The organism is Arthrobacter sp. 10L430, from assembly GCF_056395245.1.
In genome coordinates, this window is the sequence record NZ_JBFTJD010000001.1 from 54,514 (window position 1) to 73,463 (window position 18,950).

General features: G+C 66.6%; 18 protein-coding genes. 13 read left to right on the forward strand and 5 right to left on the reverse strand.

The genetic code is table 11. The annotated features are described in order from the left end of the window. Window positions 1-109 precede the first annotated feature (109 nt). Complete coding sequence (locus AC1DDG_RS00250; protein WP_476874546.1) at window positions 110-1,273, forward strand: trans-sulfuration enzyme family protein; 1,164 nt, start codon at window positions 110-112, stop codon at window positions 1,271-1,273. Here the strand turns inward: AC1DDG_RS00250 and AC1DDG_RS00255 are convergent. After that, entirely contained in the window at window positions 1,270-2,586 is a 1,317-nt protein-coding gene (locus AC1DDG_RS00255; protein ID WP_476874547.1) for an MFS transporter, read from the reverse strand. The genes AC1DDG_RS00250 and AC1DDG_RS00255 overlap by 4 nt on opposite strands. A gap of 96 nt (window positions 2,587-2,682) precedes the next feature. On the opposite strand from AC1DDG_RS00255, the gene AC1DDG_RS00260 reads away from it, so the two are divergent. Next, window positions 2,683-3,660 carry a LysR family transcriptional regulator gene (locus tag AC1DDG_RS00260; RefSeq protein WP_476874548.1) on the forward strand — a complete coding sequence of 326 codons (978 nt, stop codon included), beginning with the start codon at window positions 2,683-2,685 and terminating at the stop codon, window positions 3,658-3,660. A gap of 89 nt (window positions 3,661-3,749) precedes the next feature. Here the strand turns inward: AC1DDG_RS00260 and AC1DDG_RS00265 are convergent, their stop codons facing one another. Continuing rightward, a complete protein-coding gene (locus AC1DDG_RS00265) occupies window positions 3,750-4,784 on the reverse strand; it encodes a nitronate monooxygenase (RefSeq protein ID WP_476874549.1) in 1,035 nt (344 codons plus the stop codon). Between the two features lie 162 nt (window positions 4,785-4,946). Here AC1DDG_RS00265 and AC1DDG_RS00270 point away from each other — a divergent pair, with 162 nt between their 5' ends. Next, entirely contained in the window at window positions 4,947-5,819 is an 873-nt protein-coding gene (locus AC1DDG_RS00270; protein ID WP_476874778.1) for an N-acetylglucosamine kinase, read from the forward strand. A 27-nt stretch (window positions 5,820-5,846) separates the two neighbouring features. On the opposite strand, the gene AC1DDG_RS00275 is transcribed toward AC1DDG_RS00270, so the two are convergent. Continuing rightward, window positions 5,847-6,920: a pirin family protein gene (locus AC1DDG_RS00275; protein WP_476874550.1), complete on the reverse strand. Its 1,074-nt coding sequence runs from the start codon at window positions 6,918-6,920 to the stop codon at window positions 5,847-5,849. Between the two features lie 56 nt (window positions 6,921-6,976). On the opposite strand from AC1DDG_RS00275, the gene AC1DDG_RS00280 reads away from it, so the two are divergent. The 8 genes from AC1DDG_RS00280 to AC1DDG_RS00315 all read left to right on the forward strand — a co-directional run bounded on the left by AC1DDG_RS00280 (window position 6,977) and on the right by AC1DDG_RS00315 (window position 15,002). Then, complete coding sequence (locus AC1DDG_RS00280; RefSeq protein WP_230118657.1) at window positions 6,977-7,429, forward strand: NUDIX hydrolase; 453 nt, start codon at window positions 6,977-6,979, stop codon at window positions 7,427-7,429. Window positions 7,430-7,837: 408 nt separating this feature from the next. Next, entirely contained in the window at window positions 7,838-9,016 is a 1,179-nt protein-coding gene (rsgA, locus tag AC1DDG_RS00285) for a ribosome small subunit-dependent GTPase A (RefSeq protein WP_476874551.1), read from the forward strand. Between the two features lie 174 nt (window positions 9,017-9,190). Then, window positions 9,191-10,291, forward strand: coding sequence for an ABC transporter ATP-binding protein (locus AC1DDG_RS00290; protein ID WP_476874552.1), 1,101 nt, complete (start codon window positions 9,191-9,193; stop codon window positions 10,289-10,291). Continuing rightward, window positions 10,291-11,004, forward strand: coding sequence for an ABC transporter permease (locus AC1DDG_RS00295; protein WP_476874553.1), 714 nt, complete (start codon window positions 10,291-10,293; stop codon window positions 11,002-11,004). Before AC1DDG_RS00290 ends, AC1DDG_RS00295 begins: the two co-directional genes overlap by 1 nt. Then, window positions 11,001-11,747, forward strand: a complete 747-nt coding sequence (locus AC1DDG_RS00300) for an ABC transporter permease (protein WP_476874554.1) — start codon at window positions 11,001-11,003, stop codon at window positions 11,745-11,747. Before AC1DDG_RS00295 ends, AC1DDG_RS00300 begins: the two co-directional genes overlap by 4 nt. Next, window positions 11,744-12,700, forward strand: a complete 957-nt coding sequence (locus AC1DDG_RS00305; RefSeq protein WP_476874555.1) for an ABC transporter substrate-binding protein — start codon at window positions 11,744-11,746, stop codon at window positions 12,698-12,700. Before AC1DDG_RS00300 ends, AC1DDG_RS00305 begins: the two co-directional genes overlap by 4 nt. 191 nt (window positions 12,701-12,891) lie before the next feature. After that, entirely contained in the window at window positions 12,892-14,112 is a 1,221-nt protein-coding gene (locus tag AC1DDG_RS00310; RefSeq protein ID WP_476874556.1) for a pyridoxal phosphate-dependent aminotransferase, read from the forward strand. Between the two features lie 35 nt (window positions 14,113-14,147). After that, window positions 14,148-15,002 (forward strand): polyphosphate kinase 2 family protein, encoded by an 855-nt coding sequence (locus tag AC1DDG_RS00315; protein ID WP_476874557.1) that lies wholly within the window; start codon window positions 14,148-14,150, stop codon window positions 15,000-15,002. Between the two features lie 14 nt (window positions 15,003-15,016). On the opposite strand, the gene AC1DDG_RS00320 is transcribed toward AC1DDG_RS00315, so the two are convergent. Together AC1DDG_RS00320 and xseA are read right to left on the reverse strand one after the other, a co-directional pair. Continuing rightward, window positions 15,017-15,268, reverse strand: coding sequence for an exodeoxyribonuclease VII small subunit (locus AC1DDG_RS00320; protein ID WP_230118664.1), 252 nt, complete (start codon window positions 15,266-15,268; stop codon window positions 15,017-15,019). Between the two features lie 78 nt (window positions 15,269-15,346). Then, a complete protein-coding gene (gene xseA / locus AC1DDG_RS00325) occupies window positions 15,347-16,642 on the reverse strand; it encodes an exodeoxyribonuclease VII large subunit (protein ID WP_476874558.1) in 1,296 nt (431 codons plus the stop codon). A 182-nt stretch (window positions 16,643-16,824) separates the two neighbouring features. On the opposite strand from xseA, the gene AC1DDG_RS00330 reads away from it, so the two are divergent. Together AC1DDG_RS00330 and AC1DDG_RS00335 are read left to right on the forward strand one after the other, a co-directional pair. Then, the gene (locus AC1DDG_RS00330; protein WP_476874559.1) at window positions 16,825-17,673 is read left to right on the forward strand and encodes a hypothetical protein; all 849 of its coding nucleotides are present in this window, start codon (window positions 16,825-16,827) and stop codon (window positions 17,671-17,673) included. A gap of 133 nt (window positions 17,674-17,806) precedes the next feature. Next, window positions 17,807-18,883 carry a 4-hydroxy-3-methylbut-2-enyl diphosphate reductase gene (locus tag AC1DDG_RS00335; protein WP_476874560.1) on the forward strand — a complete coding sequence of 359 codons (1,077 nt, stop codon included), beginning with the start codon at window positions 17,807-17,809 and terminating at the stop codon, window positions 18,881-18,883. The last annotated feature ends 67 nt before the right edge of the window (window positions 18,884-18,950 follow it).

An 18,950-nucleotide genomic window follows, 5' to 3' on the forward strand; every position in this document is an offset into this window, starting at 1 on the left:
TTCATCATAGTCGCGGCTTTCCGGCCGATCCATTCACAAGGACTGTATATCTCCGAATATTTGCCAGATACTTGCGGCGTTCAATGGCGAATAATTCACAAGGAGCAGAATGCGTTCTCTCGACTCACTGGCAGTCCACGCCGGCCGCGACGGGCTCACCGGCCAGGGTGTCCATGCGGTGCCCATTGACCTTTCCACCACGGCTCCGCTGCCCTCGGTCGCGGACGGCGGCCTGGCCTACGAGCAGATGGCCACCGGCGGCCCGCACCTGGACGGGCAAAGCACCGTCTACCAGCGCTTGTGGAACCCCACCGTGGCGCGGTTCGAGTCCGGCGTCGCGGTCCTGGAAGGGTCACCCGAGGCGGTGGCATTCGCTACCGGCATGGCGGCCCTGAGCGCGGTGCTGCTGGCAGTGGTGGCGGGCGGCAAGAAACATGTAGTGGCGGTCCGGCCGCTCTACGGCGGCACCGACCATGTGCTGGCGTCGGGCGTCCTCGGGACGGAAGCGACCTTCACGGCGCCGGACGGGGTCCGGGCAGCACTCCGGCCGGACACGGGACTGGTTGTGGTGGAGACGCCCGCGAACCCCAGCCTGGACCTGGTGGACATTGCCCTGCTCGTGGCGGCTGCCGACGGTGTTCCGGTCCTGGTGGACAACACGTTTGCCACGCCCGTGCTGCAACGTCCTCTGGACCACGGTGCCGCCCTGGTGCTGCACAGCGCAACCAAGTTCATGGGAGGCCATGGTGATGCCATGGGCGGTGTAGTGGCGTCTTCGCCGGAGTGGGCCACCCGCCTCCGGCAGGTCAGGGCCGTCACCGGCGGCATCCTCACACCGTGGCCGGCCTACCTGCTGCACCGCGGACTTGCTACGCTGCCCGTCCGGGTGCGGGCGCAGCAGTCCACCGCCCACAAGGTGGCCGCCGGGTTGGCGGAACATGAGCTGGTCCGCTCTGTCCGCTATCCGGGCCTTCCCGAATGCGATCCCCACGGGCTGGTGGGAACGCAGATGTCCGGGCCCGGTTCCCTGCTCGCCTTTGAACTGCGCAGCGCCGAACATGCCGAGCGGGTCCCTGCCGCCGTCCGGATGATCACCCACGCGGTGTCCCTTGGCGGCGTCGACACACTCATCCAGCACCCGGCCGGCCTCACGCACCGCCCGGTGGCCCCGGAGGCCAAGCCGCACGCCAGCCTGCTCCGGGTCTCGGTGGGGCTCGAAGACGCCGCGGACATTCTCGGAGACCTGGTCCAGGCCATCGAAGGGACCCGCTAGCCGCCGGCTGCCGGGTTCTCCTGTCCGGCCGCCTGTTGCCCGCGCTCCCTGTGGTGCGGGCGGCGGCCGGCACCTCCGGCCGTGGCGGGATGCACGACGGCGGTGATCACCGCCGTCGTGCATCCCAGCACGATCACGGTGACGGCGAGGGCCGTCCAGCCGAGGGACTGGTAGACCAGGCCGCCGGCCCAGCCGATGACGCTGGACCCCAGGTAGTAGGCGAGGTTGTACAGCGACGCGGCCTGCGCCCGGCCGGTGACGGCGATGGCACCCGTCCAGCCCGCTCCGATGCTGTGGGCGGCGAAGAAGCCTCCGGTGAAAATGAGCAGCCCTGCCAGGATAAGCACGAGCACCTGGGTGAGGGTGAGGGCCATGCCCGCCGTCATCAGGACGATGCCCGCCAGCAGCACGGAGCGCCGGCCGAATCGCTGTGTCAGCCCGCCCGCCCAGCGCGACGTTACGGTCCCGGACAGGTAGGCGAGGAAGATCAGGCTGATGACGGTGGCCGGAAGGCTGAAGGGTTCCCCGGAGAGCCGGAATCCGAGGTAGTTGTAGACGGCCACGAAGCCGCCCATCAGGAGGAACGCCTGGACGTAGAGTGCCAGCAGGCGCGGATTGCGTACGTGGCCGCCCAGCGTCCGCGCGGCTCCGCGGAGGCCCTTGGCCGGAGCGGCCCTGAAGCCGCGGGCCTTCGGCACAAGGACCAGGAACAAGACAGCGGCGACGGTGGCGAGCGCGGAGACTGCGAGGGCGGCGGCGCGCCAGCCCCACAGCTCGCCGACCGGCCCGGCCACCAGCCGTCCGGCCAGTCCGCCCAGGGTGGTTCCGGCCACATAGCTGCCGGCGGCCATGGCGGCATGGGCCTTGTTGATTTCCTCGTTCAGGTAGGCGATCGCAATCGCGGGGATGCCGCCCAGTGCCATGCCTTCCAGCATCCGGAGTCCAAGGAGCAAGGGGAACGACGTAGCCAGCGGAACGAGCAGCCCCAGCGCGGTGGCGGCGCAGATGCCCCAGGTCATCGCCCGGACGCGTCCGATTCTGTCGGCCAGGAACGACCAGGGGATGACGGTGAGCGCCAACCCCACCGTGGCCAGTGAAATGGTCAGCGCGGCCTCGGCCGCCGTCACCCCGAGCTCCCTGGACATGAGCGGCAGCACCGCCTGCGTGGAGTAGAGCTGCGCGAAGGTTGCCACACCCGCAAAGGCAAGCCCGGCGAGGACCTTGCCGTACGCGGCCGAACCCTTTGGATGACCCTCCCACAGCGCTTGCGGAGCGGAGCCGGGTTCAAAGCTGGGGTTCGGACTTCGGGGCATTGGCATTCTTCCAGCGTAGATCTACCCTGATTTAGCATCCAATGCATCATTCAGTGCGGAATCATGCAATAACGCAGTATTACGATCCGGGGAGCCATGGATATTCAGCACAAGCAACTCGCCCAGCTGCTGCCCATTCTGCCGGTGCTGGCTGAACTCGGCCGCACGCAGCACATCACGGAAACGGCCGAGCTGCTCGGCGTTCCGCAATCCACGGTGAGCCGGGCGATGGCCCGCGCCAGCTCCGCGGTGGGCACGGAGCTGCTCATCCGCGAGGGCCGGGGTGTCCGCCTCACGCCCGCCGCCAAGGCCCTGCTCCCGTACATCGAGTCCGCGCTCGCAGAATTCCGGACCGGTCTTGATCTGGTGCAACACGAATCCGAGGTGGTCCGCGGCCGGATCGCGGTGACCTTCCAGCACACCTTCGGCGAGGCCACCCTGCCGCTGCTGATCAGCGCGTTCCGGAACCGGCACCCGCAGACGGAATTTGACCTCAGCCAGGGATCCAGGGACAGCTGTCTCGCGGGGCTCGCCTCTGGAACGGCCGACCTCGCCCTGACGGCCCCGGTGGCTGTTGCCAGCCGGAGCATCGGTTCGGCCGCTCTCTACAGGGAGCCGCTTCGGCTCGTGGTGCATCGCCGGCACCGCCTGGCCGGCCGGCAGTCGGCAGCGGTGGCGGATATCAGGAGGGACCCCTTTGTTGCCATGGGGCCCGGATACGGCATGCGGTCCCTCACGGATGCGATGTTCCGCGAAGCCGGCTTCCGCCCCCGGATCGCCTTCGAAAGCCAGGATTCCCACACTGTCCGCGGCCTGGTCTCAGCCGGACTGGGGGTGAGTATCCTGCCGCCGGGCGGCGGTGCAGGTCCAGGCACAGCGGCCAGTACCGGAGATTTGGGCTGGGTGGAGATACCGCTGGAATCGGAACTGGCGTACCGCGAAATCGGCCTCGCCTGGCGCGAGCGCAGAGGGCGCGATTCCGAGCCAGATCCTGTGCGCCTCTTCCGCGAACTCGTACTCGGGGAAGGCCCGGCGCTGTTGGCCGGGCTGGTCCGTGCCCCCTCGGGTGCGTGACCCTTCATCGGGATACAGCGTTCATCGGGGCGTGAGATCCAGGCGCTCAGGCAGCGTCAGAGCGCCTGTTGAGTCAGACTGCCTGGATCTCACTCCTCGGCGAGAAGACGGCTCATGACGTCGGCCACGGGGCCCGGCCGGGCGCTCCGCCAGCCCGTTCCTGCCCACAGGTTCAGGCGTTCCGCGTCCCCGGCTGCAGCGGCAGCGGCCCGCATTGGCGCAGTGAGGTGGTGGATGGCCGGGTAGCCGTCCGGGGCGTCCTGATGGTCCCGCACGAACGCGTTGACCAGGGCACGCGCGTAGCGGCCGGTGAAAGCGCGCGTCGGCTGCGTCTCCGTGAACCGGTCAGCCCCCAGCGCGTCCTTGTGCAGTTGCCGGGCACCGCTTTCGTCCGTCCGCAGGAGGGCGGTGCCCACCTGCACCGCTTCCGCGCCGGCGGCGAGTGCCGACCCCACCGCCGCAGCATCGGAGACGGCACCGGCAGCCACCAGCGGAAGGCCGACGGCGGCGCGCACCTGCCGGACCAGCTCCGCCGTCGTGGACGGGACGCTACTCGGGGCACTGTCCGCCAGGAAGGCGCCGCTGTGAGCACCGGCGCTGCCGTGCTGCACGACGAGCGCGTCCACGCCGCGGTCCGCGGCGAGCGCCGCTTCAACAGTACTCGTGACCGTGGCAAGAACTGTGGAGCCAGCCTTGCGGAGCCCGGCTATGACGCGGGCGTCGGGCAACCCGAAGGTGAAGCTGACAAATTCGGCAGGATGGAGCAGCAGTTCGTCGATCTTGTGCTGCCAGCCATCATCGTCGCCGAGGATCAGCGGCGGAACCTCGACGCCATACCGGGCGGCATCAGCGGCAAGGCGGTCGCGGTAGTGCTCCAGCAGTGCCACGGCCGCGGGGGAGGGCTGCAGCTGCTGGGGATCCGGGACAAAAACATTCATGCCGAACCGGACGCCGGCCGCGCGGGCGACCCGCATCTCATCGCTCATGGCCGCAACCGACTTGTACCCGGCTGCTAGGAAGCCGAGACCGCCGGAGCGGTGGACGGCCTCAACGAAGCGGGTGGTGGACGTGCCGCCGGCCATGGGCGCTGCGATGATCCGGGTGCCAAATATGCCGTGGGACATTGCCTGCTCCTCGTGACGCTTCAGTAGGCTGTTGGGGTGACTGACTCTGACAACCTACCCGATGCCCTGTCTGTTCCCTCCGGCAGCGCTGTTCCTGCTTCCGGGGCAGCTGCTTCCCCGGAAGCACTTCCTCTTGCAGGTGCTGTCCCCTCCGCGGGCGTCGTGATCGGCCTGGACATCGGCGGCACCAAGACACGGGGCGTCCGCTTCGAGAACGGCAAGCCCGTCGCCGACGAAATCGTCGGCAGCTCCAACGTCCAGAACGTGAGCCGCGACGAAGCGGCGGCGCATCTGGCGGAGCTGTTCGCAAAAATTGGCCAGGGACCCGTGGCCTACGTTTACGCAGGGGCCGGCGGCATCGACACCGCTGAGGACGCGGCCGCGCTGGCTGCGCTCATCGAGCCCCACGTGCCGGGTGCCAGGATCACAGTGGTCCATGACTCCCGCCTGCTGCTGGCGGCCGGCGGGGCGAGCGAGGGGGTGGCTGTCATCGCGGGCACTGGCTCGGCGGCCTGGGGCCGGAACGGGCTGGGTGAAGAGGCGCGGGCCGGCGGCTGGGGTTATCTCCTCGGCGACGAAGGCAGCGGCTACTGGCTGGGCCGGGAAGCCGTCCGCCACAGCCTGCACCGCATGAACCAGGGGCTGGAGCCGGACGCGCTCACGCGTGCCCTCCTGGAGTCCTGCGGCCTTGACGAGCCCAACAAGCTGATCGCCCTGTTCCATTCGCCTGCCACGGGACGCCGATACTGGGCCCAGCAGGCCCGGCTGGTGGTGGAGGCCGCAGACGCCGGCCACGGGGTCAGCCAGGGGCTCGTCGACCAGGCAGGCAGGGACCTGGCCGAGATGGCCGCGCAGGTCCTCCGGCAACTGAAGCTCGAGGGCCCTGTCATTCTGGGAAGCGGACTGGGCATGAACGTTGTCCGGCTTCAGGACTCGTTCAGGAACCACCTCGCTGCGGCCGGCGTCACGGACGTGCGGGTGCTGGACCGGGAGCCCGTGTTCGGTGTTCTGCAGCTCGTCGGCGAACTGGGGTGACGGAGAAACCGGTTTCAACGAACGTTGTCAGGAGCGCGTCCGCGGCTTGAGCTGCACGCCGGGCAGCGGGGGCGCGGGAATGCGGCCGGCCTCGCGCCCGGCGTCAGGACCGTGGCCCCGGACGAGTCCGAAGCGGGCGGCTTCGGCAGCGACGTCCGGCATCGTGGCCTGCGCTTCCCACTCCGCCCTGGCCTGCGCCACCTCGTCATGGGTCCTGCCCACGAAGTTCCACCACATGAGGAGTTCCTCCTCGAGGGGCTCACCGCCGATCAGGAGGAAGCGCGTACCCGGCAGAGCGTCCACCCGGAGCAGTTCGCGGCCGGCCCCCAGGTAGCCCAGCGGCCCGGGCCCGATCTCCTGCCCATCCACCGTCAGGCCGCCGTCGAGCACCAGGACCGCGTGCTCGAACTCCGGTTCCAGAGGGAGGCCCGCGGGGCCGTCGCACCGGACGTCCGCGCCGACAATCGGCGTGTACATGGTCGCGGGAGACATGCCGCCGGCGAACGTGCCCACCATCACCGTGGCGGTGTAGCCAGGACCCCGGACGGTGGGGAGGTTGCGGTGCTGTTCGAAGGCCGGAGGACGGTGCCGTTCGGCATCCGGCAAAGCCACCCAGAGCTGGAGGCCGCGCTGCAGCGGAAGCTGCGCGCCGCCGTGGTGAGTTTGGCTGCCGTCGCCTTCCGGAGCGCCTTCCGCCGCGCCACTCTCAGCAGGCAGCACGGCGAACTCTGAATGCGAGACACCGTGGCCGGCGGTCATGATGTTGAGTTCGCCCGGGCGCACGATCACGTCGCTGCCCACGCTGTCCCGGTGGCGGATGTGTCCCGCAAGCGGCCAGGTGACGGTCTGAAGCCCGGTGTGCGGGTGCGGCAGGACGGACATCGCTATCCGGTCCGGACCGAAGCTGTCCAGGAAACACCAGGCCCCCACGGTGGGCAGGCCTCGCTGCGGCAGGGTGCGGAGCACGTTCATGGCGCGGACACCGCCGAGCGGCACCTCACGCGCCGGCCAGAGCTGCACGCACGGACCGGTGCCCGTCCCGGCGTCGGGTCCTGCGGGCGGGCACACTTCCTCCTGGGGGAGGACCTCCAGATTCGTCACAGTCCCACTCTAGGACCGCCGCACCCCGGGGCATAGCTCCGGGCTAGGCTGGCTCCATGAGCGTTCTCTTCGACACCCGCCCTGCTGCCTACGCGGTCATCATCCGCGATGACGCCATCCTGCTGGCGTACTGGAAGCAGGACGGCAAGGAGGGCTGGACGCTTCCCGGCGGCGGCCTGGACCTCGCCGAACATCCGGTGGACGGCTGCATCCGGGAAGTCTTTGAGGAAACCGGCTACCACGCCGAGATCGGTTCCATGCTGGGTATCGATGTGGGCCACTGGCCGGCCGGAACACGGCTGGACGGCATCGACAGGGATTTCCAGGCCCTCCGCCTTGTCTACGAGGCCCGGGTGACCGGCGGGGAACTCAGCCACGAAGTGGACGGCACCACCACTCACGCCGCGTGGATACCGCTCCCCGAGGTCGGCTCGCTGAACCGGGTCTCGCTGGTGGATGCGGCGCTGCGGCTCTTCCGGGAGCGTCCCGCCAACGGCAAGCTTGACTGATGCTTCGGCTGCGGCGTTTGCCCGGCCAAAACTTCCTCAGAAAAGTTTCCTCAGAAAAGTTTCCTGACAACATTTCCCTAGCCAAGCCGGGAACCGGCTGGCTATCCTAGGGGGAGCTTCCGGACACGTGACCGGCACCGAACGCAAAAACGGGGAGGTGGACCTGATGACTGCAGAATTCCTGTGCGCGCCGCGCACCAGCAAAGTCTCGTTCATTGATCCTGCCCCGATATTGCGCACCGCCTAACGGCAGTCAGCCGCAGCCTTCCCCCCTCCATCCGCTGGCCTGAGCGACAATGCCAGGACATTTGATGGGCAACAACGGAACGCACAAGACGGCCGATGCGGTGCCAGGAGCCCACCCTGAGGTTCACAGTGAAAATTTCTTCCGGCCCTTCAGCGGCCGCAATGCAGCAATCAACCCTCAGTTCCAGTTCAAGCCTTAGTTCCAGTTCAAGCCACAATTCCGATCCGACCCCGAGCCGCGGCGAAGCGGCAACCCCTATTGCCGGCACCGAAAAGCTGAGGGGACCAGTGCAGTTTGGCTTTACAGAGAGTGCCGCCGTGCGCTTCAGGGCCCACCCGGCAGGCGGCGGACAGACGCCAGGCCGGGTTGTGCGGGTGGACCGCAACCGTCTTCTCGTCGCAACGGCAGACGGTCAGATGAGCGTGCCCTACCCGTCTGCCGGACCGGTGCCGGCCACCGGCGACTGGGTCTGGCTCGGGCCCATCCATGCCGGTGGACCCGGTGTCGCGGCCGTGCTTCCGCGCACGTCCGAGCTGAGCCGCAAGCGGGCATTCGAAGCGTCCTCCGACGCGCAGGTTCTCGGCGCCAACATTGACGTGGTTGGCGTGGTGGTCCCGGTGGACCGGCCGCTGACCCACAATAGGCTGGAGCGGACCCTTGTGGCCGCCTGGGATTCCGGTGCCGTGCCCCTGGTGATCATCACGAAGGCCGATCTGTCCGACCTGGCGGATGACGTCGTCGGAAAGGTGATCCTGCAGGCCGCCGGAGTGGACGTGGTGACCACCTCCGCGGAGCAGGGCGACGGCCTGGACGAGCTGCTGGCCCATGTGCCGCCGGGTGGGACGCTCGTGCTGCTCGGGCCGTCCGGGGCCGGAAAGTCCACGCTCATCAACGCGCTCGCCGGCCACGAGGTCCAGTCCACCGGGGACGTGCGCGCCGCGGACGGGAAGGGAAGGCACACCACCACGTCGCGGGAGCTGGTGCCGCTGCCCGGCGGTGCAGTGCTCATGGACACGCCCGGCGTCCGCGGCTTTGGCCTCTTTGATGCCGATGACGGCATGGGCGAGATGTTCGGTGACCTGGCGGAACTCTTTAGGCAGTGCCGCTTTTCCGACTGTGCCCACGACCGGGAGCCTGACTGCGCAGTCCGCGCGGCGCTTGATGACGGCTCACTCGACTCCAGGAGGTGGGCGAGTTACCTGAAGCTGCAGCGTGAACTGGCGGCCCTGAACCGGCGCCACGACGCCGCGGCACGGAGGGCGTATCAGCGTGAATGGCACCAGAAGGTCGCCGTGGCGGCCAGAACCCAGCGCGCAGGTGACCGGCCCAGGAAACGCTGACCCATCCCAATCCGCGTTGTCTCCGAATGGTTACGGTATCCGCGTCGGCAGTTACATTGCTGCGGGCACTGGTTACGCTTTGTCAAGACGTGCTTTACACCTAAAAATCGGCGGGCATATGATCAGCTCGCTTCACCGTCCAAAGTTGCCGCCAACAGTTAGGTAAGCCAGGGAATGGCCGAAGCCATGATTGAGTTCGAGAGCGTCACCAAGAGGTACCAGAGCGGACAGCCGGCAGTGGACCAGTTGAGCATGTCCATCGACAAAGGCTCCATCACGGTGTTCGTCGGACCATCAGGCTGCGGCAAGACGACATCCCTGCGCATGATCAACCGGATGGTTGAGCCCACCTCCGGAACCATCACCGTGGACGGCAAAGACGTCACGTCCGTTCCTGCGGCAGAACTGCGGCGGTCCATGGGGTACGTCATGCAGTCCTCCGGGCTCATGCCGCACCGGTCGGTCCTGGACAACATCGCTACCGTGCCGCGCCTGAACGGCGTGTCCAAAGCCGACGCCCGCAAACGGGCGGAGGAACTGCTCGACGTCGTCGGGCTGGCGTCGATGCTCGGGAAGCGGTATCCGTCCCAGCTCTCCGGCGGCCAGCAGCAGCGCGTCGGCGTGGCCCGCGCGCTCGCCGCCGACCCGCCGGTTCTGCTCATGGACGAGCCCTTCAGCGCGGTGGATCCCGTGGTGCGGGACGAGCTCCAGCACGAGCTGCTGCGGCTGCAGCGAGATCTGGCGAAGACGATTGTCTTTGTCACCCATGACATCGACGAGGCGACAGTCCTGGGGGACAAGGTGGCGGTCTTCGCCGTCGGCGGGAAACTGGCGCAATACGCGACGCCGGAGGAGATCCTGCGGGCCCCCGCCAACGAGTTTGTTGCTTCCTTCGTGGGCCGCGACCGCGGGTTCCGGCACCTGGCCTTCACCGCGGCCGACGGCGTGACCATCCATCCTGTGCCGACTGTCACCAGGGGCGGCAACAGCTCAGCCCCGCAGGCGGATTCTTCTGACGGCTGGCGCCTGGTGGTGGACCAGGAGTCGCGGCCGCTGGGTTGGGAAAGCCCGGACCGTGACGCGGAGCTCATCCCCGGCGGTTCGCTGTTCCGGTCCGGCGAGACGCTACGGCGGGCTCTGGACTCGGCACTCTCCTCCCCGTCAGGGCTGGGAGTCGCGGTGGACGGTGACGGACGGGTCGCGGGCGTGGTCAAGGCTGCCGAAGTGCTGGCCGTCATCGAGTCTGCCCGCCAGGTCCGGCAGGCCGCACTCTGATGGACTGGTTCCTGGCCAACAACGGCATGGTCTTTGAACGGGCGGGGCAGCACCTGGTCCTGGCCCTGGTTCCGATGCTCCTTGGCCTGCTGATTTCCATTCCGCTGGCGCAGCTTTCACGCCGCCACACCGCGCTCAGGTCGCTCGTGAACACCATCAGTTCGCTGCTCTATACCATCCCCTCACTGGCGCTGTTCATCATCCTGCCGCCGCTGCTGGGGACCCGGATCCTGGACCCTGCGAACGTCGTAGTCGCCCTGACCATTTATGCGGTGGCGCTCCTGGTGCGGGCCGCGATGGATGCCTTCGATTCGGTGGATGACGACCTCCGCCAGGCGGCTGTGGCCATGGGCTACAAGCCTGGCGCGCGCTTCCTGCAGATCGACCTGCCGCTGTCCCTGCCTGTCCTTTTTGCAGGTCTCCGCGTGGTCTCGGTCAGCAATATTTCGCTCGTCAGCGTGGCGGCGCTGCTCGGGGTGGGAAACCTGGGAATGCTGTTTACCGACGGACTGCAGCGCAACTTTGTCACCGAAGTGGTGGTGGGGATCGTTGCCATCCTGCTGCTGGCGCTGCTCATGGACGCGATCCTGGTTGTGCTGGAAAGGTTGCTCACACCGTGGACCCGGGCGTCGGCCGCCTCGCCGCGCTCCGATGCGAAAACGGGTGCTGAGTTCATCGCCGAGACGCACGTCCATGCGGGGGCCGGATCGTGAGCAACATCTTTACCGACACCTTCGCCTGGCTCGCGGATCCTAAGCACTGGTCCGGAAGCTCCGGAATCCCCGTGCGGCTGCTGGAGCACCTGCAGTACAGCGGCCTTGTGCTGGTCATCGCCGCGGCCATCGCCCTTCCCGTGGGGCTGTACATCGGGCACACCGGGAGGGGCCGGGTGGCAGCCGTGGCCGTGGCAGGTGCCCTGCGCGCCTTGCCGACGCTGGGACTCCTGGTGCTGTTCGCCCTGATCGCCGGAAGCGGGCTCATGCCGCCGGTATGGGCGCTGGTGATCCTCACCGTCCCGCCGCTGCTGGCAGGCACCTACGCCGGCATCTCGAGCGTGGACACCACGGTAGTGGACGCCGCACGCGCCATGGGCATGAAGGAACTGCAGATCCTGTTCAGCGTGGAGCTTCCCAACGGACTGCAGGTGATGTTCGGCGGCATCCGCACCGCCGTGCTCCAGGTCATCGCCACTGTCTCCGTGGTGGCCTACCTTCCGCTCGGCGGCCTCGGACGCTACCTGTTCGACGGGCTCGTCCTTCAGGACTTTCCGCGGATGCTGGCGGGCTCACTGCTGATCGCAGGCCTGGCAATCGCCGTCGACCTTATCCTGGCAGCAGCCCAGCGGCTGCTGGTGTCACCCGGACTTTCCACCCGTTCCAAGGGCGGCCGCAAGGCCGTCACCGATCTCACGGCTGCCGCACCCGCGGCGGCCGCTGTTCAAGGAGGCTCCCAATGAATCACCCCGTCCACACGACCATCACCCGCCGTGGCCTGGGCGGCCTGGCCGCTGGTGTCGGTATTGCCCTTGCCCTCTCCGCGTGCAGCAGCGGTAATCCGCTGTCCTCACCGACCACCAGCGCGGGCAGTGCGGCCGCCGGCGGTTCCCTGGTGGTCGGTTCCGCAGACTTCCCCGAGAGCCAGATCATCGCCGAGATCTACGCCGGCGCCTTGAACGCTGCCGGTGTCACAGCAACCACAAAACCGAACATCGGCTCCCGGGAGATCTACTTCAAGGCTGTCCAGGACGGGTCCGTTGACGTTGTTCCGGACTACTCCGGCAACCTGCTGTCCTTTGTAAACACCGAGGCGCCCGAAGTTTCGGCGGACGACATCTTCAAGGCGTTGCCGGACAAGCTTCCCAAGGGCGTCGCAGTCCTGGAACCTTCCAAGGCTGAGGACAAGGACGCCATGGTGGTCACCAAGGCCACCGCGGAAAAGTACCAGCTGAAGTCCATTGAAGACCTCGCCAAGGTCTGCAAGGACCTCACCATGGCAGCTCCGGCCACCTTCGAAACCCGGTCCTATGGATTCCCGGGCCTGAAGACGAACTATGGCTGCGAGCTCAAGGCTTTGAAGCCCTTCAGCGACGGCGGCGGAAACCTGACCCTGAAGGCCCTCCTGAATGATGAGGTCCAGGTGGCCGACATCTTCACCACCACACCGTCCATCGCCGACAACGACCTCGTGGTCCTGGAAGACCCCAAGAGCAACTTCAAGGCCCAGCAGGTGCTGCCGCTCTACAACGAGGCCAAGATGACAGACAAGGCAAAGGAAGCGCTGAACAGTGTCTCAAAGACTCTGACCACGGAGGACCTTATCAACCTCAACCGGGCAGTGAGCGGCAGCCAGAAGCAAAACGCCAAGGACGCCGCAGCCGCCTGGCTCAAGGACAAGGGCATCGTCAAGTAAACCCTCTGCTGTCCTGCGCTGAAACAGCGGTACAGCACTTGAGCTAACGACGACGGCGGCTGCCGGACCCTCCTGGGGGTACCGGCAGCCGCCGTCGGGGTTTAACGGACCCCAGCGGACGCGATGGTCCGTCCGTTCCGTGTGAGCCAAGTCTCCCCGGAAGTACATCCCGCATATGGCATATTTGATGGATGGCAGAATTCAAGCAGTCCACCAAGCTTCATAATGTCCTTTACGACATCCGTGGACCGATTCTTCAGGCCGCCCAGCAGATGGAGGCGGAGGGTCACCGGATCCTCAAACTGAACATCGGAAACCCGGCACCTTTCGGTTTTGAAGCGCCGGACGCGATCCTGGTGGACATGATCCGCCACCTGCCACATGCCCAGGGCTACAGCGACTCGCGGGGCATCTTCTCGGCTCGTACAGCAGTCTCGCAGTACTACCAGACCCGGGGCATCCAGAACATCCACGTGGACGACATCTACCTCGGCAACGGCGTGAGCGAGCTCATCACCATGTCGCTTATGGCGCTCCTTGACGACGGCGACGAGGTCCTCATCCCCACCCCGGATTACCCGCTGTGGACTGCCTCGGTGGCCCTGGCGAGCGGGCGGCCCGTGCACTACCTGTGCGATGAGGAATCGGGCTGGCAGCCGGACCTGGAGGACCTCGAGTCCAAGATCACGCCGCGCACCAAGGGCATCGTGGTGATCAACCCGAACAACCCCACCGGTGCCGTGTACCCGGAGGAGACCCTCAAGAAGATTGTGGCCCTGGCTGAGAAGCACGGTCTGGTCCTCTTCGCGGACGAAATCTACGAGAAGATCCTGTACGAGGATGCCGTTCACGTGAACCTGGCCAGCCTGACCGGCGACGACGTGCTGTGCCTGACCTTCAGCGGATTGTCCAAGGCTTACCGTGTGTGCGGCTACCGGGCAGGGTGGATGGCCATCTCGGGACCGAAGAAGGACGCCTCGGATTACCTCGAAGGCATCAATCTGCTCGCCAATATGAGGCTGTGCGCCAATGTACCGGCACAGCATGCCATCCAGACCGCGCTGGGCGGCTATCAGAGCATCAACGACCTCATCCTTCCCGGCGGCCGCCTGCTGGAGCAGCGGAACAAGGCCTATGACATGCTGAACGCCATTCCCGGCGTGAGCACTCAACAGGCCAGGGGAGCGCTGTACCTGTTCCCCAGGCTGGACCCCGATGTTTACCGCATCCGAGATGACGAAAAGTTCGTCCTGGACCTCCTCAGGGAGCAGAAAATCCTGGTATCCCACGGCAGGGCCTTCAACTGGGTGCGGCCTGACCACTTCAGGATGGTGACCCTGCCGAACGTCAAGGACATCGAGGAAGCAATCGGCCGCATGGGAGACTTCCTCAGCAGGTACCAAGGGAACTAGCCTGTTCCCACGTACAACTGCAGAAAGAGGTCACCATGGCCGGCGTCGTGGAATTCGGGAAGTTCCCCTCCGGGACTTTGAGAGTTGACAAGGGATTCAAGCTTGAGGATGTGGACCCCAATGCGACGCCTGGCTACACCGGGAAGAAAGCCGACGGCGAGGAGCTGCTCGCCGATCTTGACGCCAAGCTGGCCGAGCTGCAGGAGAAGCTGTTCGCTGAGGCCAAGTTTGGCGGCTCCAAACGGGTCCTGCTGATCCTGCAGGGAATGGACACCGCTGGTAAGGGCGGAATCGTGAAGCACGTCCTGGGCGCGATGGATCCCCAAGGGGTCAGGTTCAAGTCGTTCAAGGCGCCCACCGAGGAGGAGAAGGCATACGACTTTCTCTGGCGGATTGAAAAGGTGGTGCCCGCCGCGGGCACGATGGGCGTCTTCGACCGTTCGCACTACGAGGATGTCCTCATCCACCGTGTCCACGGCTGGGCCGACCCGAAAGAACTCCAGCGGCGGTACGCCTCCATCAACGAATTCGAAGCCAGGCAGACGGCAGTGGGTACCGCGGTCATCAAGGTCATGCTGAACATCAGCAGTGACGAGCAGAAGAAGCGGCTGCTGGCACGGCTGGACAAACCGGCGAAGCACTGGAAATACAGCACCGGGGATCTGAAGGAGCGCGCCTTCTGGGATGACTACATGGCCGCTTACCAGGCTGCGTTCGATGCCACGTCGACGGACGGCGCCCCTTGGTACGTCGTTCCGGCGAACAAGAAATGGTATGCGCGCATCGCGGTGCAGCAGCTGCTGCTCGAGGCGCTCATGGCCCTCAAGCTGGAGTGGCCCAAGGCCGACTTCGACGTCGACGCCGAGCGCCGCCTCCTCGAGAAGTCCTAGCCGTCCTTGCCGTTCTAGCCGTCCTTGCGGGCGGCAGCCAGCCTCTTCCGCGCGCCCTCCAGCCATTCTTCACAGCGCCGGGCCAAGGCCTCACCGCGCTCCCAGAGGGCTAGTGAATCTTCAAGGCTTGTGCCGCCTGCTTCAAGTTTGGACACGACGCCCACCAGTTGTTCGCGGGCTTCCTCGTAGCTGAGGGCCTCTATCTCTGCCGGCAGCGCTGTCGCTGCCGCGCTGCTGGAGCCGGTCTGGTCGGAGCGGTCTGTCATGTCGGTTTCACCTGTCGGGTTGGTCTGGCTGGTTTCGCGGGCGGGATTAATTCGGAGGATGGGGCCGGGTTCGCTGGGTCAGGCACCTGACGCCTGGTGCCCTCCAGTGGAGGTGGCACCGAACCGCCCGCCCGCGACACGGACGGAGAGCTCTGTCCCGGACGGAACCTGGGCCGGATGGCGAACGACGGCCCCTTCCGTGCCCGGCGCCTTGCCTCCGGCGAGCTGGACCACGGCGTATCCGCGGTCCAGGGTCTGCTGGGGTGACAGGGCGCGGACCTGGGCCTGAAGATGCACAAGCTGGTCGGCGGCCCTTGTGACGGCGGCGCTGATGGCTGCAGTCGATCGGCGGCCAAGCCGTTCCACGTCGTCCGCGCGCGCGGAGACCATGCCTTCGGGCGCGGCAAGGACGGGGCGGGACCTCAGCGCGGCGAGGCGGTCGGACTCCCTGGCTACGAGCTGCGTCACCGAGCGGTGCAGTTGGGCCTCGGCCTGGCGCACCCGGGCGAGCTCTTCAGAGACCTCCGGAACTATCCGCTTGGCGGCGTCCGTCGGGGTGGACGCGCGCAGGTCGGCGACGTCGTCCAGAATGGGACGGTCCGCCTCGTGCCCGATAGCGCTCACGACAGGTGTCAGGACGCCGGCGACGGCACGGATCAGTTCCTCATTGCTGAAGGGCAGGAGGTCCTCCAGTGCGCCACCTCCGCGCGCAATGACGATGACGTCGACGTCGGGGCGGGAGTCGAGTTCCCTCAGGGCACCAATAATCTGTGCAACCGCTGTATTTCCCTGGACGGCGACTTCGCGGACCTCAAACTCGACGGCGGGCCAGCGCAGGGCCGCGTTGCGGAGGACATCCTTCTTGGCGTCCGAGTCCCGGCCGGTGATCAGGCCGATGCGGTGGGGGAGGAGCGGCAGCCGCTTCTTCCGGGACTCGGCAAAGAGACCTTCGGCAGCGAGGGCATGGCGCAGCCGTTCGATCCGGGCGAGGAGGTCGCCCAGGCCCACCGGGCGGATGTCTTTGACGGACATGTTCAGGCGGCCGGTCTTCAGCCAGAACTCGGCCTTGAGGAGGGCTACCACCCTGCTTCCGCGTTCGAGCGGGGTCTCCTGGCGGTCGAGGACCTTGGACCAGATGGAAGCCGGAAGGGAAATCTCGGCATCCACGTCCCGGAGCGTCAGGAATGCGCTGCTGCCGCGGCGATTCAGCTCGATGACCTGTCCCTCCACCCACGCGGCCGGTGCCCGTTCAATGTGCGTCTTGAGTTTCTGGGACAGCAACTGCAGCGGCCACGGGTTGTCCGGGCTGGTATCGGCGGCGGTGGCGGGCACCGTTGTGGGACCCCCGGCCGGCACGGTGGCATTTTCAGCCATGCGCTGCCTGGGTAGCCGTGATTGCCTGATGCATGTGGCGGTCCTTTGCCTTCGCGGTGGGTTAACCAACTCTATCCATAGCTTTATCACCGGTTGCCGACATTTTTTGAACATGCGGCGGCGCCCCTAGGATGGCAGTGTCCCGACTGCCAGCCAGGAACCCCGACCAGCTAGGAACCCCCTTGCGCTCTTTTGTTTCGGCCTTGGCCGTCATCCTTGGCCTGCTGCTGTCAGCGATTGCTGTCCCGGCCATCTGGGTGGACCGAAATATCGTGCAGGAGGACGGATTTGCGGCACTGGCCGCCCCCTTGGGTAAGGATCCGACGTTTCAGAAGCGCCTTGCAACTGCAGCCGTGGCGAGTATCGACACGGCGGGAAGCATCCCCGGACCCCTGTCCGAGCTCGTCCGGCCGGTGCTGGAATCGGCTGCCGCGTCGCTCACGGGACTGCCGGGATACCCTGCAGCCTGGGAAGAGACGCTGCGAAAGAGCCACCGCCTCAACTTTGCAGCCCCAGCCACCCTTCCGCCCGACGCCGACTCCGCGACTTCCGTCACCCTGGATGTGGCGCCACTCGTGGCCCTGGTGACGAAACAGGTGTCGGCCAAGGCGGGGGTTCCGCTGGAGGCGCCGGCCCAAACCCTCGTAAACATCGGCCAGTCCAACCAGCGGCAGCTTATCGAACGGGTCGCCGTGTACGCCCCGGTCGGTTACAGTCTGGCCATCGGGGCAGGAATCGCGTTCCTTCTGGCCCTCCTTGTTGCCCGGCGCCGCTGGAAAGTGCTGGCAGGAATCGGTATCGGAGCGCTTGCGCTTGCCGGGCTGTGGAACCTGGGGTCAAGCTGGGCCTCGGACGCCGTCGTGGGCACTGCAAGCGGAAACGAAGTGGCGGACCTGTTCAAGAAGGAGTTCGTGGCAGCGTCGACGGCTGGTTTCGGGTCCTGGATCCTTGCTGCCGCGATCACCGGAGCCGCGCTTCTGGCAGCAGGACTCGTGGCCGGGATCATCGGCGGCCGCGCCCGCAAGGGCTGAGCACCTCTCGCCGTGATCACCCCCGGCATGACGGACCGGCTGAATCGCCGGACGGGCCGATTTACCGGAGCGGCCGATTTACAGTAGCGGCGGCGCACCCGGGGCGAAGTCCCGCACCCGGTAGCATGGAGAAATGACCTCCTCAGCAGTCTCCCTTTCGATGCCAACCGTCCCGCGCCGGCGGCGTCCGCCGGAGGAAATTCTGGCAGCCGCTCCGGTTACCGGCACCAAGAGGGTTCTGCTGGCGGCCCCGCGCGGATACTGCGCCGGTGTGGACCGCGCGGTGATCGCCGTTGAGAAGGCTCTGGAACACTACGGGCCCCCTGTATACGTCCGCAAGCAAATCGTCCACAACGTGCACGTGGTCAGTTCCCTTGAAGAACAGGGCGCCATTTTCGTCGATGAAACCGATGAGGTGCCCGAGGGCGCCCTGGTGATCTTCTCAGCCCACGGCGTGTCCCCGGCCGTGGTCCAGTCTGCTGAGGACCGCGGTCTCCGCACCATCGACGCCACGTGCCCCCTGGTGACCAAGGTCCACAAGGAAGCGGTCCGCTTCGCGAAAGACGACTTCGACATCCTCCTCATTGGCCACGACGGCCACGAGGAAGTCGAAGGAACCGCCGGCGAAGCCCCGGAGCACATCCAGATCATCAACGGCCCGCACGAAGTGGACAAGGTGACCGTCCGGGACCCGGAAAAGGTGATCTGGCTTTCCCAGACCACGCTGAGCGTTGACGAAACCATGGAAACCGTCAGGCTGCTCAAGGATCGGTTCCCGACCCTCCAGGACCCGCCCAGTGATGACATCTGCTACGCCACCACAAACCGCCAGGTGGCCATCAAGAAGATTGCGCCCCAGGCGGATCTGGTAATCGTCGTCGGATCGGCGAACTCTTCCAACTCGGTGCGGCTGGTTGAGGTCGCCCTGGAGTACGGTGCCAAGGCTTCCTACCGCGTGGATTTCGCGAACGAGGTGGATGAGGCCTGGTTTGAAGGTGTCGCCACCGTTGGAGTCACGTCCGGTGCATCCGTGCCGGAGGTGCTGGTAAAGGACGTCCTCCGCCTCCTGGCCGACTACGGCTACGGCGCTGTCGAGGAGGTAGTCACCGCAGAGGAGGATCTGCTGTTCTCCCTGCCCAAGGAGCTCCGCGCAACCCTCAAGGAAGCCGGCGACGTCTCCCGTGCCCTCGGCGGCAGGCGCTCGCGCTAGCTCACCTTCCCGCAGGCGCTCGCGCTAACTCACCTTCCCGACGGGGCCGAGTCCGGAAGTGCGGTCG